The sequence below is a fragment of the Methanocalculus alkaliphilus genome (assembly GCF_024170505.1).
In the GTDB taxonomy this organism is placed as follows: domain Archaea; phylum Halobacteriota; class Methanomicrobia; order Methanomicrobiales; family Methanocorpusculaceae; genus Methanocalculus; species Methanocalculus alkaliphilus.
Map to the genome: position 1 here is coordinate 15,438 of NZ_JALJYG010000010.1, position 16,658 is coordinate 32,095.

Annotated in this window: 15 protein-coding genes; 10 read left to right on the forward strand and 5 right to left on the reverse strand. The window is 55.3% G+C overall.

All coding sequences use genetic code 11. The annotated features are described in order from the left end of the window. The first annotated feature begins 54 nt into the window (after positions 1-54). On the forward strand, positions 55-897 hold the full coding sequence (locus J2T58_RS07805; protein WP_253488571.1) for a deoxyribonuclease IV: 843 nt from the start codon (positions 55-57) through the stop codon (positions 895-897). On the opposite strand, the gene J2T58_RS07810 is transcribed toward J2T58_RS07805, so the two are convergent. Further along, entirely contained in the window at positions 894-2,045 is a 1,152-nt protein-coding gene (locus J2T58_RS07810) for a hypothetical protein (RefSeq protein ID WP_253488573.1), read from the reverse strand. The two genes, J2T58_RS07805 and J2T58_RS07810, sit on opposite strands and share 4 nt — an antisense overlap. Positions 2,046-2,234: 189 nt before the next feature. Between J2T58_RS07810 and endA the strand changes: the two genes are divergently transcribed. From endA to pheT, 4 genes are read left to right on the forward strand one after another with little or no spacing between them, the layout of a single operon-like run. Further along, positions 2,235-3,236 (forward strand): tRNA-intron lyase, encoded by a 1,002-nt coding sequence (gene endA, locus J2T58_RS07815; protein WP_253488575.1) that lies wholly within the window; start codon positions 2,235-2,237, stop codon positions 3,234-3,236. A gap of 10 nt (positions 3,237-3,246) precedes the next feature. Next, positions 3,247-4,500 (forward strand): tryptophan--tRNA ligase, encoded by a 1,254-nt coding sequence (locus tag J2T58_RS07820; protein WP_253488577.1) that lies wholly within the window; start codon positions 3,247-3,249, stop codon positions 4,498-4,500. 3 nt (positions 4,501-4,503) lie between these two features. Further along, entirely contained in the window at positions 4,504-5,940 is a 1,437-nt protein-coding gene (gene pheS, locus J2T58_RS07825; RefSeq protein ID WP_253488579.1) for a phenylalanine--tRNA ligase subunit alpha, read from the forward strand. A 3-nt stretch (positions 5,941-5,943) separates the two neighbouring features. After that, positions 5,944-7,557, forward strand: a complete 1,614-nt coding sequence (pheT, locus tag J2T58_RS07830) for a phenylalanine--tRNA ligase subunit beta (protein ID WP_253488581.1) — start codon at positions 5,944-5,946, stop codon at positions 7,555-7,557. A 5-nt stretch (positions 7,558-7,562) separates the two neighbouring features. On the opposite strand, the gene hisF is transcribed toward pheT, so the two are convergent. Continuing rightward, entirely contained in the window at positions 7,563-8,369 is an 807-nt protein-coding gene (hisF, locus tag J2T58_RS07835; RefSeq protein ID WP_253488667.1) for an imidazole glycerol phosphate synthase subunit HisF, read from the reverse strand. 96 nt (positions 8,370-8,465) lie between these two features. Here hisF and J2T58_RS07840 point away from each other — a divergent pair, with 96 nt between their 5' ends. After that, positions 8,466-9,689, forward strand: a complete 1,224-nt coding sequence (locus J2T58_RS07840) for an adenosylhomocysteinase (RefSeq protein WP_253488583.1) — start codon at positions 8,466-8,468, stop codon at positions 9,687-9,689. A gap of 5 nt (positions 9,690-9,694) precedes the next feature. Here the strand turns inward: J2T58_RS07840 and J2T58_RS07845 are convergent, their stop codons facing one another. Next, a complete protein-coding gene (locus J2T58_RS07845) occupies positions 9,695-10,534 on the reverse strand; it encodes a DNA-3-methyladenine glycosylase family protein (RefSeq protein ID WP_253488585.1) in 840 nt (279 codons plus the stop codon). Then, on the reverse strand, positions 10,534-12,675 hold the full coding sequence (locus tag J2T58_RS07850) for a hypothetical protein (RefSeq protein WP_253488587.1): 2,142 nt from the start codon (positions 12,673-12,675) through the stop codon (positions 10,534-10,536). Before J2T58_RS07850 ends, J2T58_RS07845 begins: the two co-directional genes overlap by 1 nt. Before the next feature lie 29 nt (positions 12,676-12,704). On the opposite strand from J2T58_RS07850, the gene J2T58_RS07855 reads away from it, so the two are divergent. Beyond that, the gene (locus J2T58_RS07855) at positions 12,705-13,298 is read left to right on the forward strand and encodes a hypothetical protein (protein ID WP_253488589.1); all 594 of its coding nucleotides are present in this window, start codon (positions 12,705-12,707) and stop codon (positions 13,296-13,298) included. A gap of 4 nt (positions 13,299-13,302) precedes the next feature. Here J2T58_RS07855 and J2T58_RS07860 read toward each other — a convergent pair whose 3' ends face one another. Further along, positions 13,303-13,485 (reverse strand): hypothetical protein, encoded by a 183-nt coding sequence (locus J2T58_RS07860; RefSeq protein WP_253488591.1) that lies wholly within the window; start codon positions 13,483-13,485, stop codon positions 13,303-13,305. A 140-nt stretch (positions 13,486-13,625) separates the two neighbouring features. Between J2T58_RS07860 and J2T58_RS07865 the strand changes: the two genes are divergently transcribed. Genes J2T58_RS07865 through J2T58_RS07875 form a run of 3 tightly spaced genes read left to right on the forward strand, consistent with a single transcriptional unit; the run spans position 13,626 to position 16,647 of the window. Next, a complete protein-coding gene (locus tag J2T58_RS07865; RefSeq protein ID WP_253488669.1) occupies positions 13,626-14,915 on the forward strand; it encodes a phenylacetate--CoA ligase family protein in 1,290 nt (429 codons plus the stop codon). Further along, a complete protein-coding gene (locus J2T58_RS07870; RefSeq protein ID WP_253488593.1) occupies positions 14,915-16,216 on the forward strand; it encodes a phenylacetate--CoA ligase family protein in 1,302 nt (433 codons plus the stop codon). Before J2T58_RS07865 ends, J2T58_RS07870 begins: the two co-directional genes overlap by 1 nt. Then, the gene (locus tag J2T58_RS07875) at positions 16,216-16,647 is read left to right on the forward strand and encodes an ACT domain-containing protein (RefSeq protein ID WP_436262636.1); all 432 of its coding nucleotides are present in this window, start codon (positions 16,216-16,218) and stop codon (positions 16,645-16,647) included. The genes J2T58_RS07870 and J2T58_RS07875 overlap by 1 nt, the downstream gene beginning before the upstream one ends. The last annotated feature ends 11 nt before the right edge of the window (positions 16,648-16,658 follow it).

A 16,658-nucleotide genomic window follows, 5' to 3' on the forward strand; every position in this document is an offset into this window, starting at 1 on the left:
TCCCGGTTGCCCCCACCAATATCCTTTCATCGTTTTGCGGAGAACACCTTCTGCATGGTATGTGTCGGTGTCCATGTCTCGATCGCCGGATCGATCGATCGTGCCGTCTCGCGTGCTGTTGGGAAGGGTTGCGATACCTTTCAGATCTTCTCACGAAACCCGCGCGGATGGCAGTATAAACCTCTTCCAGATGACCTGGCAACCGGCTTCCGGGAGGCATGTGCCGCGGCGGCCATCTCCTCTCCTGTTGTTCATATGCCGTACCTCCCAAACCTCTCCTCAGAAAAAGATGAGATATACCAAAAGTCCGTCGAAAGCCTGAATGTGGAGCTCTTGCGCTGTTCACAGCTTGGGATTCCCTACCTGGTAACCCATCTCGGCCACCATGGTATCTCAGGGAAATCGAATGGGCAGAAGCGGGTTGTTGATGCCATTAATACCGCTCTTCATGCGGCTGATCCCGGCGTCACCCTTGTTCTTGAAAATACTGCCGGTGAGAAGAACTCGGTCGGGAGTGATCTCGAAGGGCTTGCGGCGATCATTGGAGAGATCGAGGATCAGAAGAGGATAGCCGTCTGCTTTGATACCTGTCATGCCCATGCGGCAGGGTACGATCTCAGATCAGAGGAAGCGGTCGGTACAACCTTCGATCTCTTCGATGCGGAGGTCGGCCTTGATCGCCTCTCCATCATCCATCTCAATGATGCAAAAGGGCAGCTCGGGTCTGGGCTTGACCGGCATGAGCATATTGGCCTTGGTGCCATCGGGGAGGAGGGGATTCGGGCTATCCTCCACCACCCCCGGCTCCGGCATCTCCTCTTCATCATGGAGACGCCGGAGGATGATCGCCGGGATGATGCCGGCAATATCGCAGAGGTCCGCAGGCTTGCTGCCTAACGCCCCTCTCTTCTCCTGAGCCAGATCGCTGCACCGGAAAGCCCGATTGCGGCGCTGATGAGGGTGAATCCTGCTGCCTCGGCAGGCTCCGGCTCTTGTGGTACAATGGTGGGGTCAAGGACGAGGAGCCATCCCTCCACACTTCCGGTGTGGCGGGACCAGCCGCCGACCGCAACAGAACCATCCGAGAGCGGTGCAACCGCTGTGAAGCGTCCGTCAGCCTCTGGGAACCGCTTTGAGGACGTCACCAAACCGTCCGGCTGCATAGTTATGATGAGAGGGTTCTTTGGTCCTGTCCCTCCAACGATGAGGAACTCATCTCCATATGGAACGACTCCGTATGCTGCATACCCCTCCAGATCCTTCTCCCAGAGGATTGTGCCATCATCTGTTGTTCCTATTGCACGTGTCTGACCCTGTGATGTCCAGAAGGGTTTGGTACTTCCCACCATGATATACCCGTCATCCATCTCTGCGATCGAGAAGATGTTCAGGTTCCTGAATGTTTCTGTCCATTGTGGCGTGCCCTCATCATCGACTTTTGTAAGGTGGCCATATTCAATCCTCTCGCCATCTGTTGTGCTGCCGCTACCTCCAACCAGAAGATATCCCCCGTCCGGGGCAGCGATCATATCAACAATGGCCATCTCAGCATACTCTGATCCTCCGAGGAGAGTCCCATCATTACTATACCTTGCCAGAAAGCCGGAGACTAATGACTCGTCTTCATCAGATGGCCATAGCCAGCCGGCAACAAGGATCCCATCATCTGTCGTCAGAATTCGCCTCGGGGAAAATCCAGATAACTCTTCTCTCCAGAGGAGAGCCCCGTCATGATCAACTGCCATGATATGACTTGTTCCTGTTATTCTGTCACCCGGACTCTCCCCCATATCCCATTCGATGCCTGCAGCATAGATTGTTGTATCATTACCTTCTTTGATAGCAACGATCCAGTCGCCAGGATACAATTGTTCCCATTGAATCCCACCACGTGCATCTGTTTTTATAAGGATAGATGATTCCGGACCGTCCTGTGCAGCATATCCTCCAAGAAGAAAGCCTCCATCCATAGTCTCTTCAATTGCATGGATGTCAGTATATAGTCCCTGCTGGTATGTCCGGTTAATAATTTCCTGTCCGGTCACATCCCCTCCGGATACCGTTATAGGGAGGGTAACAAGAAAGAGTACCAGTAGAATTTTCCAATTCAAAATTCCTGAAAATGCTTTCCACATCATACTACCACAGTTCTTTGAATAATGTTATAATCTTACTTTGAAAGCATTTCTCATCTGACGTGTTTTTATCTCGGATAACCGCCTATACCAGAGGTAGTGAAGGCGACATACGATGGAACAATGATTCATACCGGCACAGAGGGGCGATCTCTCTATGAGCAGGGCGGGTATGGGCGGCCGACACCAGCGGGCCTCTCCCTCTCTCCTGAAGAGGCGCTCTACCTCCTTCAGAGAGGGAAGATCGATCCGGTCGGGTTTGATTTCGACTCACTTCTCCGGAAGTCCGCAGAGAAGAAGAATTTTCTGCGGTCATTCATCGTCTACCGTGATATCCGTGAGCGCGGATATGCGGTACAGGCAGGTCCCCATGACTTCCGGGTCTTCCGGCGCGGTCAGAAGCCGGGGAAGGGGACGACCCAGTACCTCGTCCGTGTCCTCTCGGAACGCGATCCCATCATCTTCTCATCACTCCTTCGTGAGGTGGCAACGGCTGAGAATATGCGGAAGAATTACCTCCTTGCCGTCGTCGATGATGAAGAGGAACTGACCTATTATGATCTCAGATTTCATCGCCCAAAAGCACGGGATGTCATCCCTCTCCCTGAAGGTATTGAAGGTATTCCTCTTGGAACACAGGTGATCGTTCATGGCGAAGGGGGCGATCAGCTCCAGTCTCAGTGGTATGGAACACGGCTCGATCCGGGCCGCCTCCTTCTCTCGCCCCCTGAAGCATTGTATCTCCTCGACACCGGTGTGCTCCTCTTCAACGGCGGCTCAACCGTTCGTGATGCATATTACGCCTCTGCCCTCTCCGGCGACACCGAACTTGTCGAGAAGCTCCTCGTCTATACCATGCTGCGAAACCTCGGCTTTACGCCCCGTACCGGATACAAGTTCGGCCACCACTTCAGGGTCTATACAGAGAGTGACCGCCACTCCGAGATGCTCGTCCATGCGATCCCTGATGGTGCGGAGCTTGCAATCAGTACCATCTCACGTTCAGTCAGAATGGCACACAGTGTCAAAAAGAAGATGTTGTTTGCCTGTGTACAAAGTGACGAGATCGTGTACATCGAATTTGCACGGATAAAATTGTGAGCGTACCCCTATGGATTCTGTGATCAACCCCTGGTCAAGCACACCTGCTGTCGATATCGACCGCCTCTTCTCGGAGTTTGGTATCGAGCCTGTTGAAGCTGAGGCATCTCTCCTCTCTTCAGCGCCTGCATTCTTCAGGCGAAAGATCGTCGTCGGCCACCGTGACTATGCCCCTATTGTTGAGGCGATCAACACCGGTTCCCCCTTCAATGTGATGACCGGGTTTATGCCATCCGGCTATCCTCACCTTGGACACCTGATGGTGATGCGCGAAGTCGTCTGGCATGTGGAGCAGGGTGGATCAGGTTTTATATCCATCGCAGATCGGGAAGCGCACGCGGTTCGTGGCCTCTCCTGGGATGATTGCAAAAAATATGGTGCTCTCTATCTTGAATGCCTCTACGCACTTGGGTTTGAGGGAACCACCTATTACCAGAGCGAGAATGCATTGCTGAAGGATCTCGCCTTTGAGGCCGGGATAAAGATCAACTTCTCGGATCTCCAGGCGATCTATGGATTCACGCCGGAGACCTCCCTTGCGCATGCCGACTCGGTAGCGACACAGGTTGCGGACATCCTCTATCCCCAGGTCGTCTCAGGGCCCGCCCCGACGGTCGTCCCCGTCGGGATCGATCAGGATCCGCATATCAGGCTTACCCGAGATATTGCCCATAAGATGCGATGGTTCACGGTTCTGGATCGGGGGGAGTATATCAGTGTCAGATCCAAAAATGCACCTCTCCATGCCATGGATGCCGTTGCAGCAGCATTTCCTGGATCGAAGCGGTATGAAGGCCATCTTGATATCCCTGGTGCAGATATTCTCCTTGTCTCGGAGCAGGTTCGGCAGATTGAGGCGGCAAACGGAGGATATGGGTTCATCACCCCCTCCTCAACCTACCATAGCTTCATGAAGGGTCTCCAGGGCGGGAAGATGTCAAGCAGCATCCCTGACAGCCTCTTCTTCTTCGATGAGCCGGTTTCGGATGTCAAAAAGAAGGTGATGGGAGCTCTCACCGGCGGCAGGATGACAAAAGAGGAGCAGGTGAGATGCGGGGGTGAACCGGATGGATGCCCGATCTATCTTCTCAACCTCTTCCATATGGTCGCAGATGATGATGAACTGCTTGAGATCAGATCGGCATGCCTCGGAGGCACGCTCCTCTGCGGTACCTGCAAGAAGGCAACATTTGAGCGGGTGAAGGAATTCCTTACCGACTTTAAGGAACGGCGGGAGTCTGTCCGGCATATGGTGACGGGGTGAATCATGGAGTTAACGGCAAATGAGAAACGGCTCCTCCTCATTCTTCAGAAGCATACATCTGCTGATGCGGAGCTGCTTGCGGATGATCTGGATGCGGATCCCGGTTCGGTGGTCCAGTGGGCTCACCTCGCCGCAGGCAGGGATCTCGTTCAGATCAGGCGGGATGTCCGTGAGAGATACCATCTGACGGAAGAAGGGGAGCGTTACGCAGAGGAAGGCCTCCCTGAGCGGCAGGTCATCGAGAGCATTAATGGCGAAATACCGATGGGAGAGCTCTCCCGCCACCCCCTTGCGAAGGTGGCAATCGGGTGGATGCGGAAGAACGGGTGGATCAGGATCGAGGCTGGGATCGCAAAGAAGGCCGCTTCCATCCCTGAGACGGATGATGAACGGGCACTCAGGGCTATTGCCTCTGGTGAAGGTGAGATCTCCGGCATTGGTGATCTGAAATCCCGTGGCCTGGTCACCATCTCCGAGGAGGTCCGGTGGAATATCTCCATCACCCCGAAGGGAGATGAAATCGTCAGGAAAGGCCTTGATCTCCGCCCGGAGATCGGAACACTGACCCGTGAGCAGATCATCTCCGGATCATGGAGAGAGGAGTCCCTCCGCCGCTACAGCCTTGCCACCCCGCCACGGAGGATCTATCCCGGCAAGATCCATCCATACCGCAGGATCCTTGACGAGGTCCGGACACTCCTCCTTGAGATGGGCTTCTCGGAGTTCTCAGGCAATATCGTCCAGAGTGCATTCTGGAACTTTGATGCCCTCTTCCAGCCGCAGGACCATCCGGCACGAGAGATGCAGGATACCTTCTATCTTGATGTTACCTCCCCGTTGCCCGATGGATGGGAGAAGATACGCGATATGCATGAGCATGGCGGGGAGACCTCATCGACAGGCTGGGGTGGAAGATGGAACCCTGAGAAGGCACGCGCCTCGGTCCTCAGGACACATTCAACGGCTCTCTCGATCCAGTATCTCGCCGCGCACCCGGAACCGCCGGTGAAGGCCTTCTCGCTCTCCCGCGTCTATCGGAGGGAGTCGATTGATCCGACACATCTCGCCGAGTTTGAACAGCTTGAAGGGATTGTTATGGATAAGGATGTCACCTTCAATAATCTGCTCGGCTTTTTAAAGGAGTTCTACCACCGGATGGGCTTTTCAGATGTCCGGTTCCGTCCGGCTTACTTCCCCTATACGGAACCCTCGGTCGAGCCGGAGGTCTGGGTCGATGGTCTTGGATGGGTTGAGCTTGGGGGTGCCGGTATCTTCCGTGAAGAGGTGACCGCACCGTTTGGGATCACACAACCGGTCCTCGCATGGGGGCTTGGGATCTCCCGTGTTGCGATGCTCAGGCTTGGACTCTCTGATCTCCGCCAGCTCTATAAGAGCGATATCGACTGGGTGCGTTCAGCTCCGTCATACAGGAGGGCCTGAATCATGGCGATTATAACACTGGATTATGCGTATCTCGAACGGCTCTGCCGGACCGATCGTGAGACGATTCTTGCCGCACTCCCGATGATTGGATCCGATATCGAACGGCTCGAAGAAGATCACGCCGATGTCGAGTTTTTCCCGGACAGAACCGATCTCTACTCGGTTGAGGGGGTTGCCCGGGCAATGCGTGGATTCCTCGGGATAGAGACCGGTCTCCCCGACTACCCGGTCGGCGAGTCGGGGATCACCTTCTCCGTCGATCCCGGGCTTGCCGAAATTCGTCCCTGCCTTGGATCGGCGGTTATCCGTGGCCTCTCCTTTGATGAGGCATCGATCGAGTCGCTGATGGCGCTTCAGGAGGCGCTTCACTGGGCGATAGGCCGGGGACGGTCGAAGGTGGCGATCGGGGTGCATGATCTCTCGACGATCACTCCGCCATTCCGGTATATCGCCTCCCCACGGGACCGCCGTTTCGTCCCCCTCGATGAGACCCGTGAGATGACGATGGAGGAGATGCTGACTGACCATCCGAAGGGGAGGATGTTTGCGGGTCTTGTCTCGGACTTTGACCGCTTCCCCCTGATCGTGGATGCAGAGGATGCCGTCCTCTCGTTCCCCCCGATCATCAACGGCGAGCTGACCCGGATCACCGAAGAGACGACCGACATCCTCCTTGATGTCACCGGTACCGATGAGCGGGCGGTTGAAAAGACCGTCTCAATCATCTGTACGGCACTTGCCGAGGCCGGCGGCAGGATAGAGTCGGTGAGAATTGACGGGGTTCCATGCCCCTCCCTCGCACCCGTTGAGCGGATCATCGATGCAGATGCCTGTGCCAGGCTCCTTGGCATCCCGGTGACGCGGGACTCGATCATCCCCCTCCTTCAGAAGATGCGGTTTGGTGCAGAGCCTCTTGACGGATCCTCTGTCCGGGTGACGGTTCCCTGCTACCGGGCAGACATCATGCATGACTGGGATGTCTTTGAGGATGTGGCGATCGCATGGGGCTTCAATCACTTCTCCGGCGATCTTCCACCCACCTTCACGATAGGCAGGGCCGATCCCGCGATGGAGCTTGCCCGAATCGTCTCAGAGGTGGCAATTGGCCTTGGGTACACCGAGGTGATGCCGTTTACCCTGACAAACGACCGGGTCAGCTATGAGTATATGCAGCGGCCGGTCTCTGATCGCGCCCTGAGGGTGCTCCATCCCATCTCCCTTGAGAATACAATGCTCAGGACCGATCTCCTCCCCGGACTTCTTGAGATCCTCTCAGCGAACAAACACCGTGAACTGCCGCAGCGGATCTTCGCGGTCGGAGATGTGAATGATCATATCGTAACCCATCAGAAGGTGGCAGGTGCGGCGACGCATCCGGGTGCTGACTTCTCGGAGGTGTATGCAACAGTCGATGCATTACTCCGGGAATGCGGCATTGAAACGAGTGTTGCCGCCTCAGAGGATCCCGCGTACCTTCCCGGCAGGCAGGGGGCGATATCTATCGGTTCAGAGGTGGTGGGATCGTTTGGTGAGCTCCACCCCGATGTGATCCTTGCTTTTGATCTGGAACACCCGGTCATCGGCTTCGAGCTCGATCTCCGGCCCTTCCTCTGAAATCTTTATAGCCGCACAGGGACGCCCTTTGCGGCAAGATACTCTTTTACGTCGCGTATTGTATATTCCCCGAAATGGAAGACGGATGCGGCGAGGCAGGCATCTGCCTTGCCATGGACAAACCCGTCATAAAAGTGCTCAAGTGTACCGACCCCTCCGGAGGCGACGATAGGGATGCTGGTTGCAGATGCAATCGCCTCGGTGATCGGAATATCAAAACCCTCCTTCGTCCCGTCCGTCTCCATCGATGTCAGGAGGATCTCGCCCGCTCCCCGCTCTTCCCCCTCTTGTGCCCACCGTATGGCATCGATGCCAGTCGGTCTGCTCCCGCCATGCGTAACAACCTCGTACCAGCAGGTTCTTCCGTCAGGGAGCCTGATCTGGGTCGTTCCTTCCGTCTCCTCAAAATTCCGCCTGACATCCATCGCAAGGACGATACACTGGGTGCCAAATGCCGCCGCACCTTCGGAGATGATCGCCGGGTTCTGAACCGCCGCGGTATTGATGGAGACCTTATCAGCCCCTGCCCTGAGAATGGCGGTGATGTCATCGTTTGTCCTGATACCGCCCCCGACGGTGAGGGGGAGGAAGAGCTGGTCCGCAGCCCGCGAGATGAGATCAATGATCGTCTTCCGTGCCTCTTTCGATGCGGTGATATCCAGGAAGACCACCTCGTCTGCCCCCTGTTCATTGTACCGCGCCGCCAGTTCGACCGGATCGCCCGCATCCCTGAGGTCCTCAAAATGTGTCCCTTTCACGACCCGTCCATTCTTCAGGTCGAGACATGGGATGATTCTGCGTGTTAAAGCCATCATCAGATCATAGGGCGCATCCTCTTATCAAGCGTCTGTTCCCATCGGGATTGATTAAGAGATCCTGCGTACATAGTGGTAGTACAGGGGTACAGAATGCAGACAGGTGAAGCAAAGATCCGCTGGGCGGAGCAGTATATGCCGGTTCTGAACGTCATCAGGGACCGGTTTATCAAAGAACAACCATTTGAAGGAGTCGTCATCGGGATGGCACTCCATGTCGAGGCGAAGACCGCCATCCTGGCCCGGACACTTGCAGCCGGCGGTGCAGAGGTACATATTACCGGCTGCAACCCCCTCTCGACCCAGGACGATGTGGCATCCGCCCTCTCAGGAGGGACGATCCACTGTTATGCGAAACGTGCCTGCTCGCTTGAGGAATATTATGAGGCAATCGACAAGGTCCTTGATGCGCGCCCCTCGATCACCATTGATGACGGGATGGATCTCATCCACCGGCTTCATACAGGGAGGCGTGATATTCTCCCCGGCGTCCTCGGGGGGTGTGAAGAGACGACGACCGGGATTCACCGGCTGAAGTCGATGGCAGCGGAGGGGAAACTCCGGTTCCCGGTGATCGCTGTCAATGATACCCCGATGAAGCACTACTTCGATAATGTCCATGGTACCGGCGAGAGTGCGCTGACTGCCATCATGGCGACGACGAATAGTCTGATCGCAGGAAAGTACGTCGTCGTCGCCGGGTACGGGTATTGCGGCCGGGGTCTTGCAACGAAGGCACGGGCACTCGGCGCACGGGTCATCGTCACCGAGATCGATCCCCGCCGTGCCCTCCAGGCGCACTTCGACGGATTTGATGTGATAACGATCAGGGAGGCATCCCGGATTGGCGAGCTCTTCGTCACCACAACCGGAAACATCGGTATCCTGAAAGAGGCAGAGTTTGCCCTGATGCGTGATGGTGCGATCCTCTGTAATGCCGGCCACTTCAATGTCGAGATCGATATCGGGTATCTTGAGACGAATGCAGATACAATAAGCCGCCGGGACGGGATCGATTCGTACACCTTCAGCGACCGGACGCTCCACGTTCTTGCAGAGGGCCGGCTGGTGAACCTTGCCGTTCCAAAAGGGATGGGCCACCCGATCGAGGTGATGGATCTCTCCTTTGCCGTCCAGGCACTCTCGACGGAGTACATGTTCAGATATGGAAAGAATCTCATTCCCGGTGTTCATGATGTTCCAACCGCAATCGATGAGGAGATTGCGCGGTTAAAGCTCGCCTCACTCGGATGCAGTATCGATACCCCTACCGCTGAACAGGAGGAATATATGGCTTCCTGGGATGCCGGAACATAACCGTCTCACTTTTTTATCTGATTCCGTGCCGCGAAGAGGTACTCCTGTGCATATCCGGCATAGGGGCCAAAGATTGCCCGTGCCTCATCTGCGATCTGATCATAGCTGTACCGCCCCCCTTCCTCGAGGTAATGAGTCCGCATGATCCGATCGATCCAGACATCAACCGGAACCGCTTCAAACCGGTGAAAGGCAAAGAGGAGGATACAGTCAGCGACCTTCCTACCGACACCCGGAAACCTCATCAGTTCTCTTCTGGCATCCCTGTATTCGAGAGCGGCGATCCTCTCATCCCACCCGGGCTCATTGCTGACCATCCCTGCGGTCCCGCAGAGGAAGCGGTCGCGGTACCCGACACGACAGCTCCGGATATCACAGAGCGGAGATGATGCCAGGGTGCCGGGCTTCGGGAAGGCGAACTCCCCGGCCCGGATCTCCTCACCGAACCGTTCACAGAGGAGGCGTATCCGGGTGCGTATTCCGGGTATGTTTGCAAAGGTTGCCACGATGTATGATGCAGCACACTCCCAGGCCGGCTGGCGGACGATCCTGAGCCCGTATGCATGCCTGACTGCCGAGGCAAGCAGGGGATCATCAGGAAATCCCCTCAGTATCCCCTCAAGATCCAGATCGAGATCAAAATACCTGATGATCTGATCCTCAGTGGTGCCTGCAAAGTGGAGATCTCTTCCCTCCTGCCGGATCCTGATCACCTCGTTTTCGAGGACGCCGCACCACCAGCGCCCGATCTTCTCGAAGCGGAAGACCTGGCCGCACCGGAGTGTTATATCGAGATCGAACGGGAGTGCCGATCCTTCAAGGGTGAGTTTCCTGCAGTGCTCCATCACTCCTCCCCGGTGATGAGCAGAAGGCGCCTCATCATCAGATACACGTCGTTATTCTCCTCCTCAAACTCCGGTGCCGCCTCATAATGATATGATACCCAGCGGACGTTTCTCCCGTCGATCCGGTTATAGAAGTACCATGCAGGCGCTCCTGTCTTTGAGTGTCTTTCAATCCTGAAGAGTGGAAGGAGTTCAAGCGGTTCCGAACTCCCCTGCGCATGAAGATACACTTTTCCCGTATCAAGGGGGATACGTGTCTGGAGATGAATCGTCCGGAACCGGGAGCGGGACCCTGTAAGCGACTCTGCCGTATAGGTAAAGATTCCATTCCGGTACTCTCCTGTGCCGGGGAGTACAAGGGCCATATCCGCGAAATGATCCCGCAGGATCCGCTGATATCTCTTCAGGTACTCTTCAAGCGTTGCGACCCGCTCCTCATACCCTGCAATGCTCACAATTCCCCCATGTCCTTTCCAGTCATTTCTGAGATCCGCAACCTCGTCAAAGAGCGTGAAGAGCCGCTTATCGGTGATGAGATCGATGAAGCCTCGGGGCGGATTGCCGAAGAGTGCCATGATCTCGTCCCGCTCTTCCGGGGATCCAAGCCTCTTTCTGATAACCCTCCCTGCCCTCCTGCAGAGTATGATCCAGCTCCGAAACGTCGCATACCGGTAGATATCACGAAACTCAGGGTTCTCGTCAAGGAGGTCAATACCTTCCGCCTGTATGAGAGGGGCGACTCCGGATATGAGGATGAGGGAGAAGAACTCGGCAGATGCTTCGAAGAGATGGAAGAGATGGTTCTGTTTCTTCTCTGGAGATTCCTCAGCAATATATGCCCAGATGATGGAAGCAAGTGGAAATGGCAGGGTCTCTGTCCAGTCGTGAATGCCATCCCCTTCCAGCAGGTTTTTCACCCTCTCTCGAGCGGAACGGGATGAATGAGGATGATTCAGGAGATCATCCCCGATTTCATCGAGCTTCTGTTTCAGGGATTCGATCTCACCGTGGATTCCAAGCACCTCAGCCTGCACCTGCGGGGGTGGAAGATAGATCGTTGCCAGTGAGAGTTCCTTACGGAACCGGCTGATATCACCTGCCTTTCGTGCTATCAGTTCCCTGATGGCGTTGCCCAGCGGTGTGGTGAAGAAGAGGGTGAGGTATCCGGGATCGACGGCATCCGGCCTGAGGAGGATGCATGCGGCTTCAGTGGTGGCGATGGCGAGATCCTCATCTCGGGTTGCCGGTGGGATTGCCGGGGAGTAGGGGAGATAAAGCCGCCTGCCTGCATCCTGCGGCAGCCCGCATGCCCCGATTGTCATCGATCTGACAAGACCGGAGAACGGAACCGGGGCTGTGCCATGCTCCTCTGCAAGCCTCTGAACCTCGTCCTCAAGGAGGATCTCTCCAAGGCTGCGGAACGCAGACGGGTGAATGAATCTCCCATGCTGTGCTGTCTTTCCATCCTTTCCACTCAGAAGATTCCGGATCAGAATCTCCTGCCGCCCGTCTTCTGGGGAGAGTTCTCCTGCCATCATCCTCTCCCCCGCTCCCTGCCGGATGATCACAAGGAGGCATCTCCTCCCGTCGATGGGGGTGAAGACTCCGCGTGGCAGGGAAAGTGTTGCCTGTGGGAAGAGTCCGTGTTCTTTCAGGATGCCTGCACTCGTTCCGCCTGCAAAGAAATCCGGATCGGTGATACAGAAGAGCGCTCCGTCAGGGGAGAGAAGTCCTCCTGCCCGGATCAACATTGCCGTTCTCTCTGCATTGCCAGGGCTGATATTCTGCTTTTCGTAAACCCCGGCATCCATGGCAAAATCCGGTCTTTCAATAGGTGGAACTGCAATAATGAGATCATATCTCTCACTGCAGGTGGAGAGTATCTCGTCTGTATCACCCTCAATGAGATGAATCCCCTCCCTCTTTGGATCTTCGGGGTGCCGGGTGATCGCAACCAGCCGCGCTGCTCCGATCTCGTCAAAAAGGGATACATATGATGCAACATCCCCAATCCATGGTATGAGGACTGATTGATATCCTCGGGGCCGGGTGTATCGTACAATGAATCTCCTGATGGCCTCTGGTAGTTGATCTCTCTCTTCGCTTATCCTACTCCCCCCTTTTCTCATGACACGAATCATTATCTGCTGTTATAGCAGAAGGTTCAGATATGGATACTCGTGCAATCGTTGTCGTTGCCATTGCGGTCATTCTTGGGGTCTCTCTGGCAGTATATACGGGGATACTACCACTCCCCGGTGATCGTGACGCAGATTCTGTGTCTGAACTGCCTCCAGCGCCACCATCTGGTGAAACGGACCCCACAGCAACTCCTGAACCGGCTGCTCCTGCACCTGGAGGAATACGCACCATTTCGAGCATGCTGATCTGGGCAGAGCCTGCAGATCTTGGAGGGTTTGGTGACCTTGATGGTCTAATCGTCAAATACAGGTTCTATGACGGGAATAACCACCACGTCACCTTCGAAGGCTCCTCCGTCTCGATGGAGGTCTCCGTGTACACCCCGGATACAGATCGCAGGGGTCTTCGGATCTCTCCGCGTCTTCTGTACCGGGGCTTTGCAACCGTCAGCCGCTCGCTGCCTGAAGGGGACTTCCCGCTTCGGGGCATCTGGATTCCATACCATGAAATCTCCTTCAACGAACAGGATCGTGGCATCGGAAGGATTCATGTGAAGGCCACATTCCCGCATGGAACATCCGTTGAGGCAGAGGAGTGGTATATCTGGCCTGTAAGACGATAGAGTCTCACTCTTTCATGATGAAAACCCCGATGATGGCAAGGAAGATGCCGATAAGAAGGGCGATGATTCCAAGCGATCCCTTCAATACGGTGATGACATCGGGGAGATACATGAAGATACCATAGGCTCCAAGTGCTATCAGAACCAGCCCTGCGATAAGACTGCCCAATCCTGCTTTATCAACCATAGCAATCATATTCTCTTTTTCCCAGCCGGTATATCAAGTATTGCCCGGAGTATGTACCTCCGTGTGCCATGTCAGCATCTGACAAAGTCTATTGCAGTATAGTTACACACAAATGAGAAGAGGTAATGACAGGGATGGCCATGTTCTGGGATAAAGAGAGAGAGACTCTTCGTGGGAAGCCCCTTGAGGAACTCCAGGCAAAACAGCTGAGATGGACGGTATCGCTCGCAGAGAACGTCCCCTTCTACAGGGAAAGGCTTCGTGAAGCCGGTATATCTGCTGGCGATATCAGAAGCACCGGTGATCTTACACGGCTTCCGTTCACAAAGAAGACCGATCTCCGGGAGGGATATCCGTTTGGTTTCTTTGCGGTTCCTCGCCGGGAAGTTGTGAGAGTCCATACGACCTCCGGAACAACCGGGAAGCCAACGGTCGTCGGCTATACACGGCATGATATTGATACCTGGTCGGATTTGATTGCACGAAACCTGACGATGGTCGGCCTGACCGCAGACGATACATTCCAGAATGCAGTGAACTATGGCCTCTTCACCGGCGGTCTTGGATTCCATTACGGGGCGGAACGTACAGGGATGATGGTCGTTCCGAGTGCGACAGGAAATACAAAGCGCCAGATCGAGATGATCCAGGACTTCGGGGTGACGGCACTTCACTGTACACCGGGATATGCGCTCCATATCACTGAAGTCGTTGAAGAGATGGGTGTGACCCTTGATTCACTGAGAATCGGCTGTTTTGGTGCGGAAGCATGGTCTGAGACGATGCGGCATGAGCTTGAGACCCGCCTTGCCATCGATGCCTATGACAGCTACGGGATGAGCGAGATGTACGGCCCCGGTGTCGCCTTTGAATGTACCGAGAAGCATGGTCTGCATATCTGGGAGGACTGCTATCTCCCGGAGATCATCGATCCGGCGACCGGCGAGACGCTTGGCCCCGGTGAGAAGGGTGAGCTGGTTATCACATCCCTGTCAAAGGAGGCGATGCCGATGATCCGGTATCGTACAGGCGATATCACCATGTTCATCGAGGATGAATGCCCATGCGGCCGGGGTCTGCGGATCGCACGTATTATGGGGAGGAGTGATGATATGCTTGTTATCCGGGGGATCAATGTCTTCCCATCCCAGATTGAGCATGTTCTCCTCGGCATTGCGGAGGTAGGGGATCAGTTCATGGTATATATCGACCGGGTACACCATCTTGATGAGATGACGATTGATGTTGAGATGAACCGCTCTGCCTTCTCAGGTGAACTTGGCGACCTTGTCGGACTTCAGAAGCAGATACAGCAGAAACTGCAGGAAGCCCTCACCCTCAGGACGACCGTCAGGCTTGTCGAACCCGGCTCACTTCCACGGTTTGAGGGGAAGGCGAAGCGTGTTATTGACCGGAGGGGTGATCTCTGATGCATTGCTGGGACCCACGGATTGAGACGATGCAAAAGGACGATCTCGAAAGGCTTCAGTACAGGCTCCTCAAGACACTCGTCTACCGGCTGTACAGTTTCTCAGACTTCTACCATCGACGAATGAAGGAGGCGGGTGTACATCCGGATGATATCAGGACTCTTTCTGATATCCGCCTCCTCCCGTTCATGTATAAACATGATCTCCGGGATAACTATCCGGACCGGTTATTCTGTGCACCCCATGATGAGCTCGTCCGCTACCATGTCTCTTCCGGAACGACCGGGAAGCCGACCGTCGTCGGGTATACCCGGAGAGATCTCGATCTCTGGACGACCTCGCTTGCACGTGCCCTCACCTCCTGTGGCCTTGGGCGGGGGGATGTCATCCAGGTCTCGTATGGGTATGGCCTCTTCACCGGGGGTCTTGGCCTCCATTATGGGGCTGAGCGGATCGGTGCGGCCGTCCTCCCGACAAGCGTCGGCAACACGGAGCGGCAGATCGAGCTGATGCAGGATCTGAAGGCGACTGCCATCGCATGTACACCATCATACCTGATCCATATCGGTGAAGCGGCAGAACGGATGGGTATCTCTATCAAAAACGATACCGATCTCCGCTCTGCCATCATCGGTGCCGAACCCTGGTCAGAATCGATGAGGACACGAATCTATGAGACGATGGGGGTCAGGGCGTACAACATCTATGGTACAAGCGAGATATCCGGCCCGATGTTCTCTGAATGCACTGCCCAGCAGGGCATCCATATCTGGGGTGATATCGCGTATCCTGAGATCATCGATCCCGTAACCGGGGAGGTGCTTGAACCCGGGGAGTCGGGCGAACTGGTTATGACCGTCCTTCAGAAAGAGGCACTTCCGATGATCCGGTACCGTATCGGGGATATTACCCGGATAGATGATGAGGCCTGTGCATGTGGCAGAACACATCCCCGGATCCAGCGGATCACCGGCCGCGTCGATGACATGCTGATCATCCGTGGTATCAACGTCTTCCCCTCAGCAGTTGAACATGCACTCCTTGGAATTCCTGAACTTGCAGGCCATTTCATCATCGAGGTTGACCGGAAAGGCTCGCTTGATGATATGATCGTCAGGGTTGAGGTTGCCCCTGAAGCGTTCAGTGATAGGATCAATGATCTCATCAACATCAAAAAGAAAGTGGAACATACGCTTAAAAGTGCCCTGAATGTGGCTGTCGTTGTGGAGCTTGCAGAACCGGGATCACTCCCCCGGTTTGAGGGAAAAGCAAAACGTGTCATCGACCGGAGGGTTATCTGATGCAGGAAGAGTATATCATCAAACAGATCTCCGTCTTCTCGGAGAATAAACCAGGGAGGCTCGCTGCGATCGCAGAAGCCCTCCAGAAGAGCAATGTGAATATCTTTGCCTTCTCTATCGCAGAGGCGAGCAGTTTCGGCGTTGTTCGTGCACTTGTCGATACACCCGAGACTGCGCGTCTGGTTCTTGAGAAGCTTGGGTTTGCTGTCCAGTTCACGGATGTTATTGCGGTCCGGATGAAGGATGCGCCCGGGGGTCTTCATGAGGTTGCCCGGATCCTCGGTGATGCCGGCATTAATATCGAGTATGCGTATGCGTATTCCGGCAGGGAAGCTGCGGTGCTTATCCTGAGGGTGAGCCAGGCCGGTGAGGCGATCTCGAAGATTCAGGCTGCAGGCGGCTCCCTCCTTCGAGAGAGCGACCTTGGCTGAAGAAACCTACT

What these genes read in the sequence shown, in the direction of transcription:
- J2T58_RS07805 (WP_253488571.1), top strand. Translation starts at nt 55, where the DNA reads ATGGTATGTGTCGGTGTCCATGTCTCGATCGCCGGATCGATCGATCGT.
- J2T58_RS07820 (WP_253488577.1), top strand. Translation starts at nt 3,247, where the DNA reads ATGGATTCTGTGATCAACCCCTGGTCAAGCACACCTGCTGTCGATATC.
- pheS (WP_253488579.1), top strand. Translation starts at nt 4,504, where the DNA reads ATGGAGTTAACGGCAAATGAGAAACGGCTCCTCCTCATTCTTCAGAAG.
- pheT (WP_253488581.1), top strand. Translation starts at nt 5,944, where the DNA reads ATGGCGATTATAACACTGGATTATGCGTATCTCGAACGGCTCTGCCGG.
- hisF (WP_253488667.1), bottom strand. Translation starts at nt 8,369, where the DNA reads ATGGCTTTAACACGCAGAATCATCCCATGTCTCGACCTGAAGAATGGA.
- J2T58_RS07840 (WP_253488583.1), top strand. Translation starts at nt 8,466, where the DNA reads ATGCAGACAGGTGAAGCAAAGATCCGCTGGGCGGAGCAGTATATGCCG.
- J2T58_RS07845 (WP_253488585.1), bottom strand. Translation starts at nt 10,534, where the DNA reads ATGGAGCACTGCAGGAAACTCACCCTTGAAGGATCGGCACTCCCGTTC.
- J2T58_RS07850 (WP_253488587.1), bottom strand. Translation starts at nt 12,675, where the DNA reads ATGATTCGTGTCATGAGAAAAGGGGGGAGTAGGATAAGCGAAGAGAGA.
- J2T58_RS07855 (WP_253488589.1), top strand. Translation starts at nt 12,705, where the DNA reads ATGGATACTCGTGCAATCGTTGTCGTTGCCATTGCGGTCATTCTTGGG.
- J2T58_RS07860 (WP_253488591.1), bottom strand. Translation starts at nt 13,485, where the DNA reads ATGGTTGATAAAGCAGGATTGGGCAGTCTTATCGCAGGGCTGGTTCTG.
- J2T58_RS07865 (WP_253488669.1), top strand. Translation starts at nt 13,626, where the DNA reads ATGTTCTGGGATAAAGAGAGAGAGACTCTTCGTGGGAAGCCCCTTGAG.
- J2T58_RS07870 (WP_253488593.1), top strand. Translation starts at nt 14,915, where the DNA reads ATGCATTGCTGGGACCCACGGATTGAGACGATGCAAAAGGACGATCTC.
- J2T58_RS07875 (WP_436262636.1), top strand. Translation starts at nt 16,216, where the DNA reads ATGCAGGAAGAGTATATCATCAAACAGATCTCCGTCTTCTCGGAGAAT.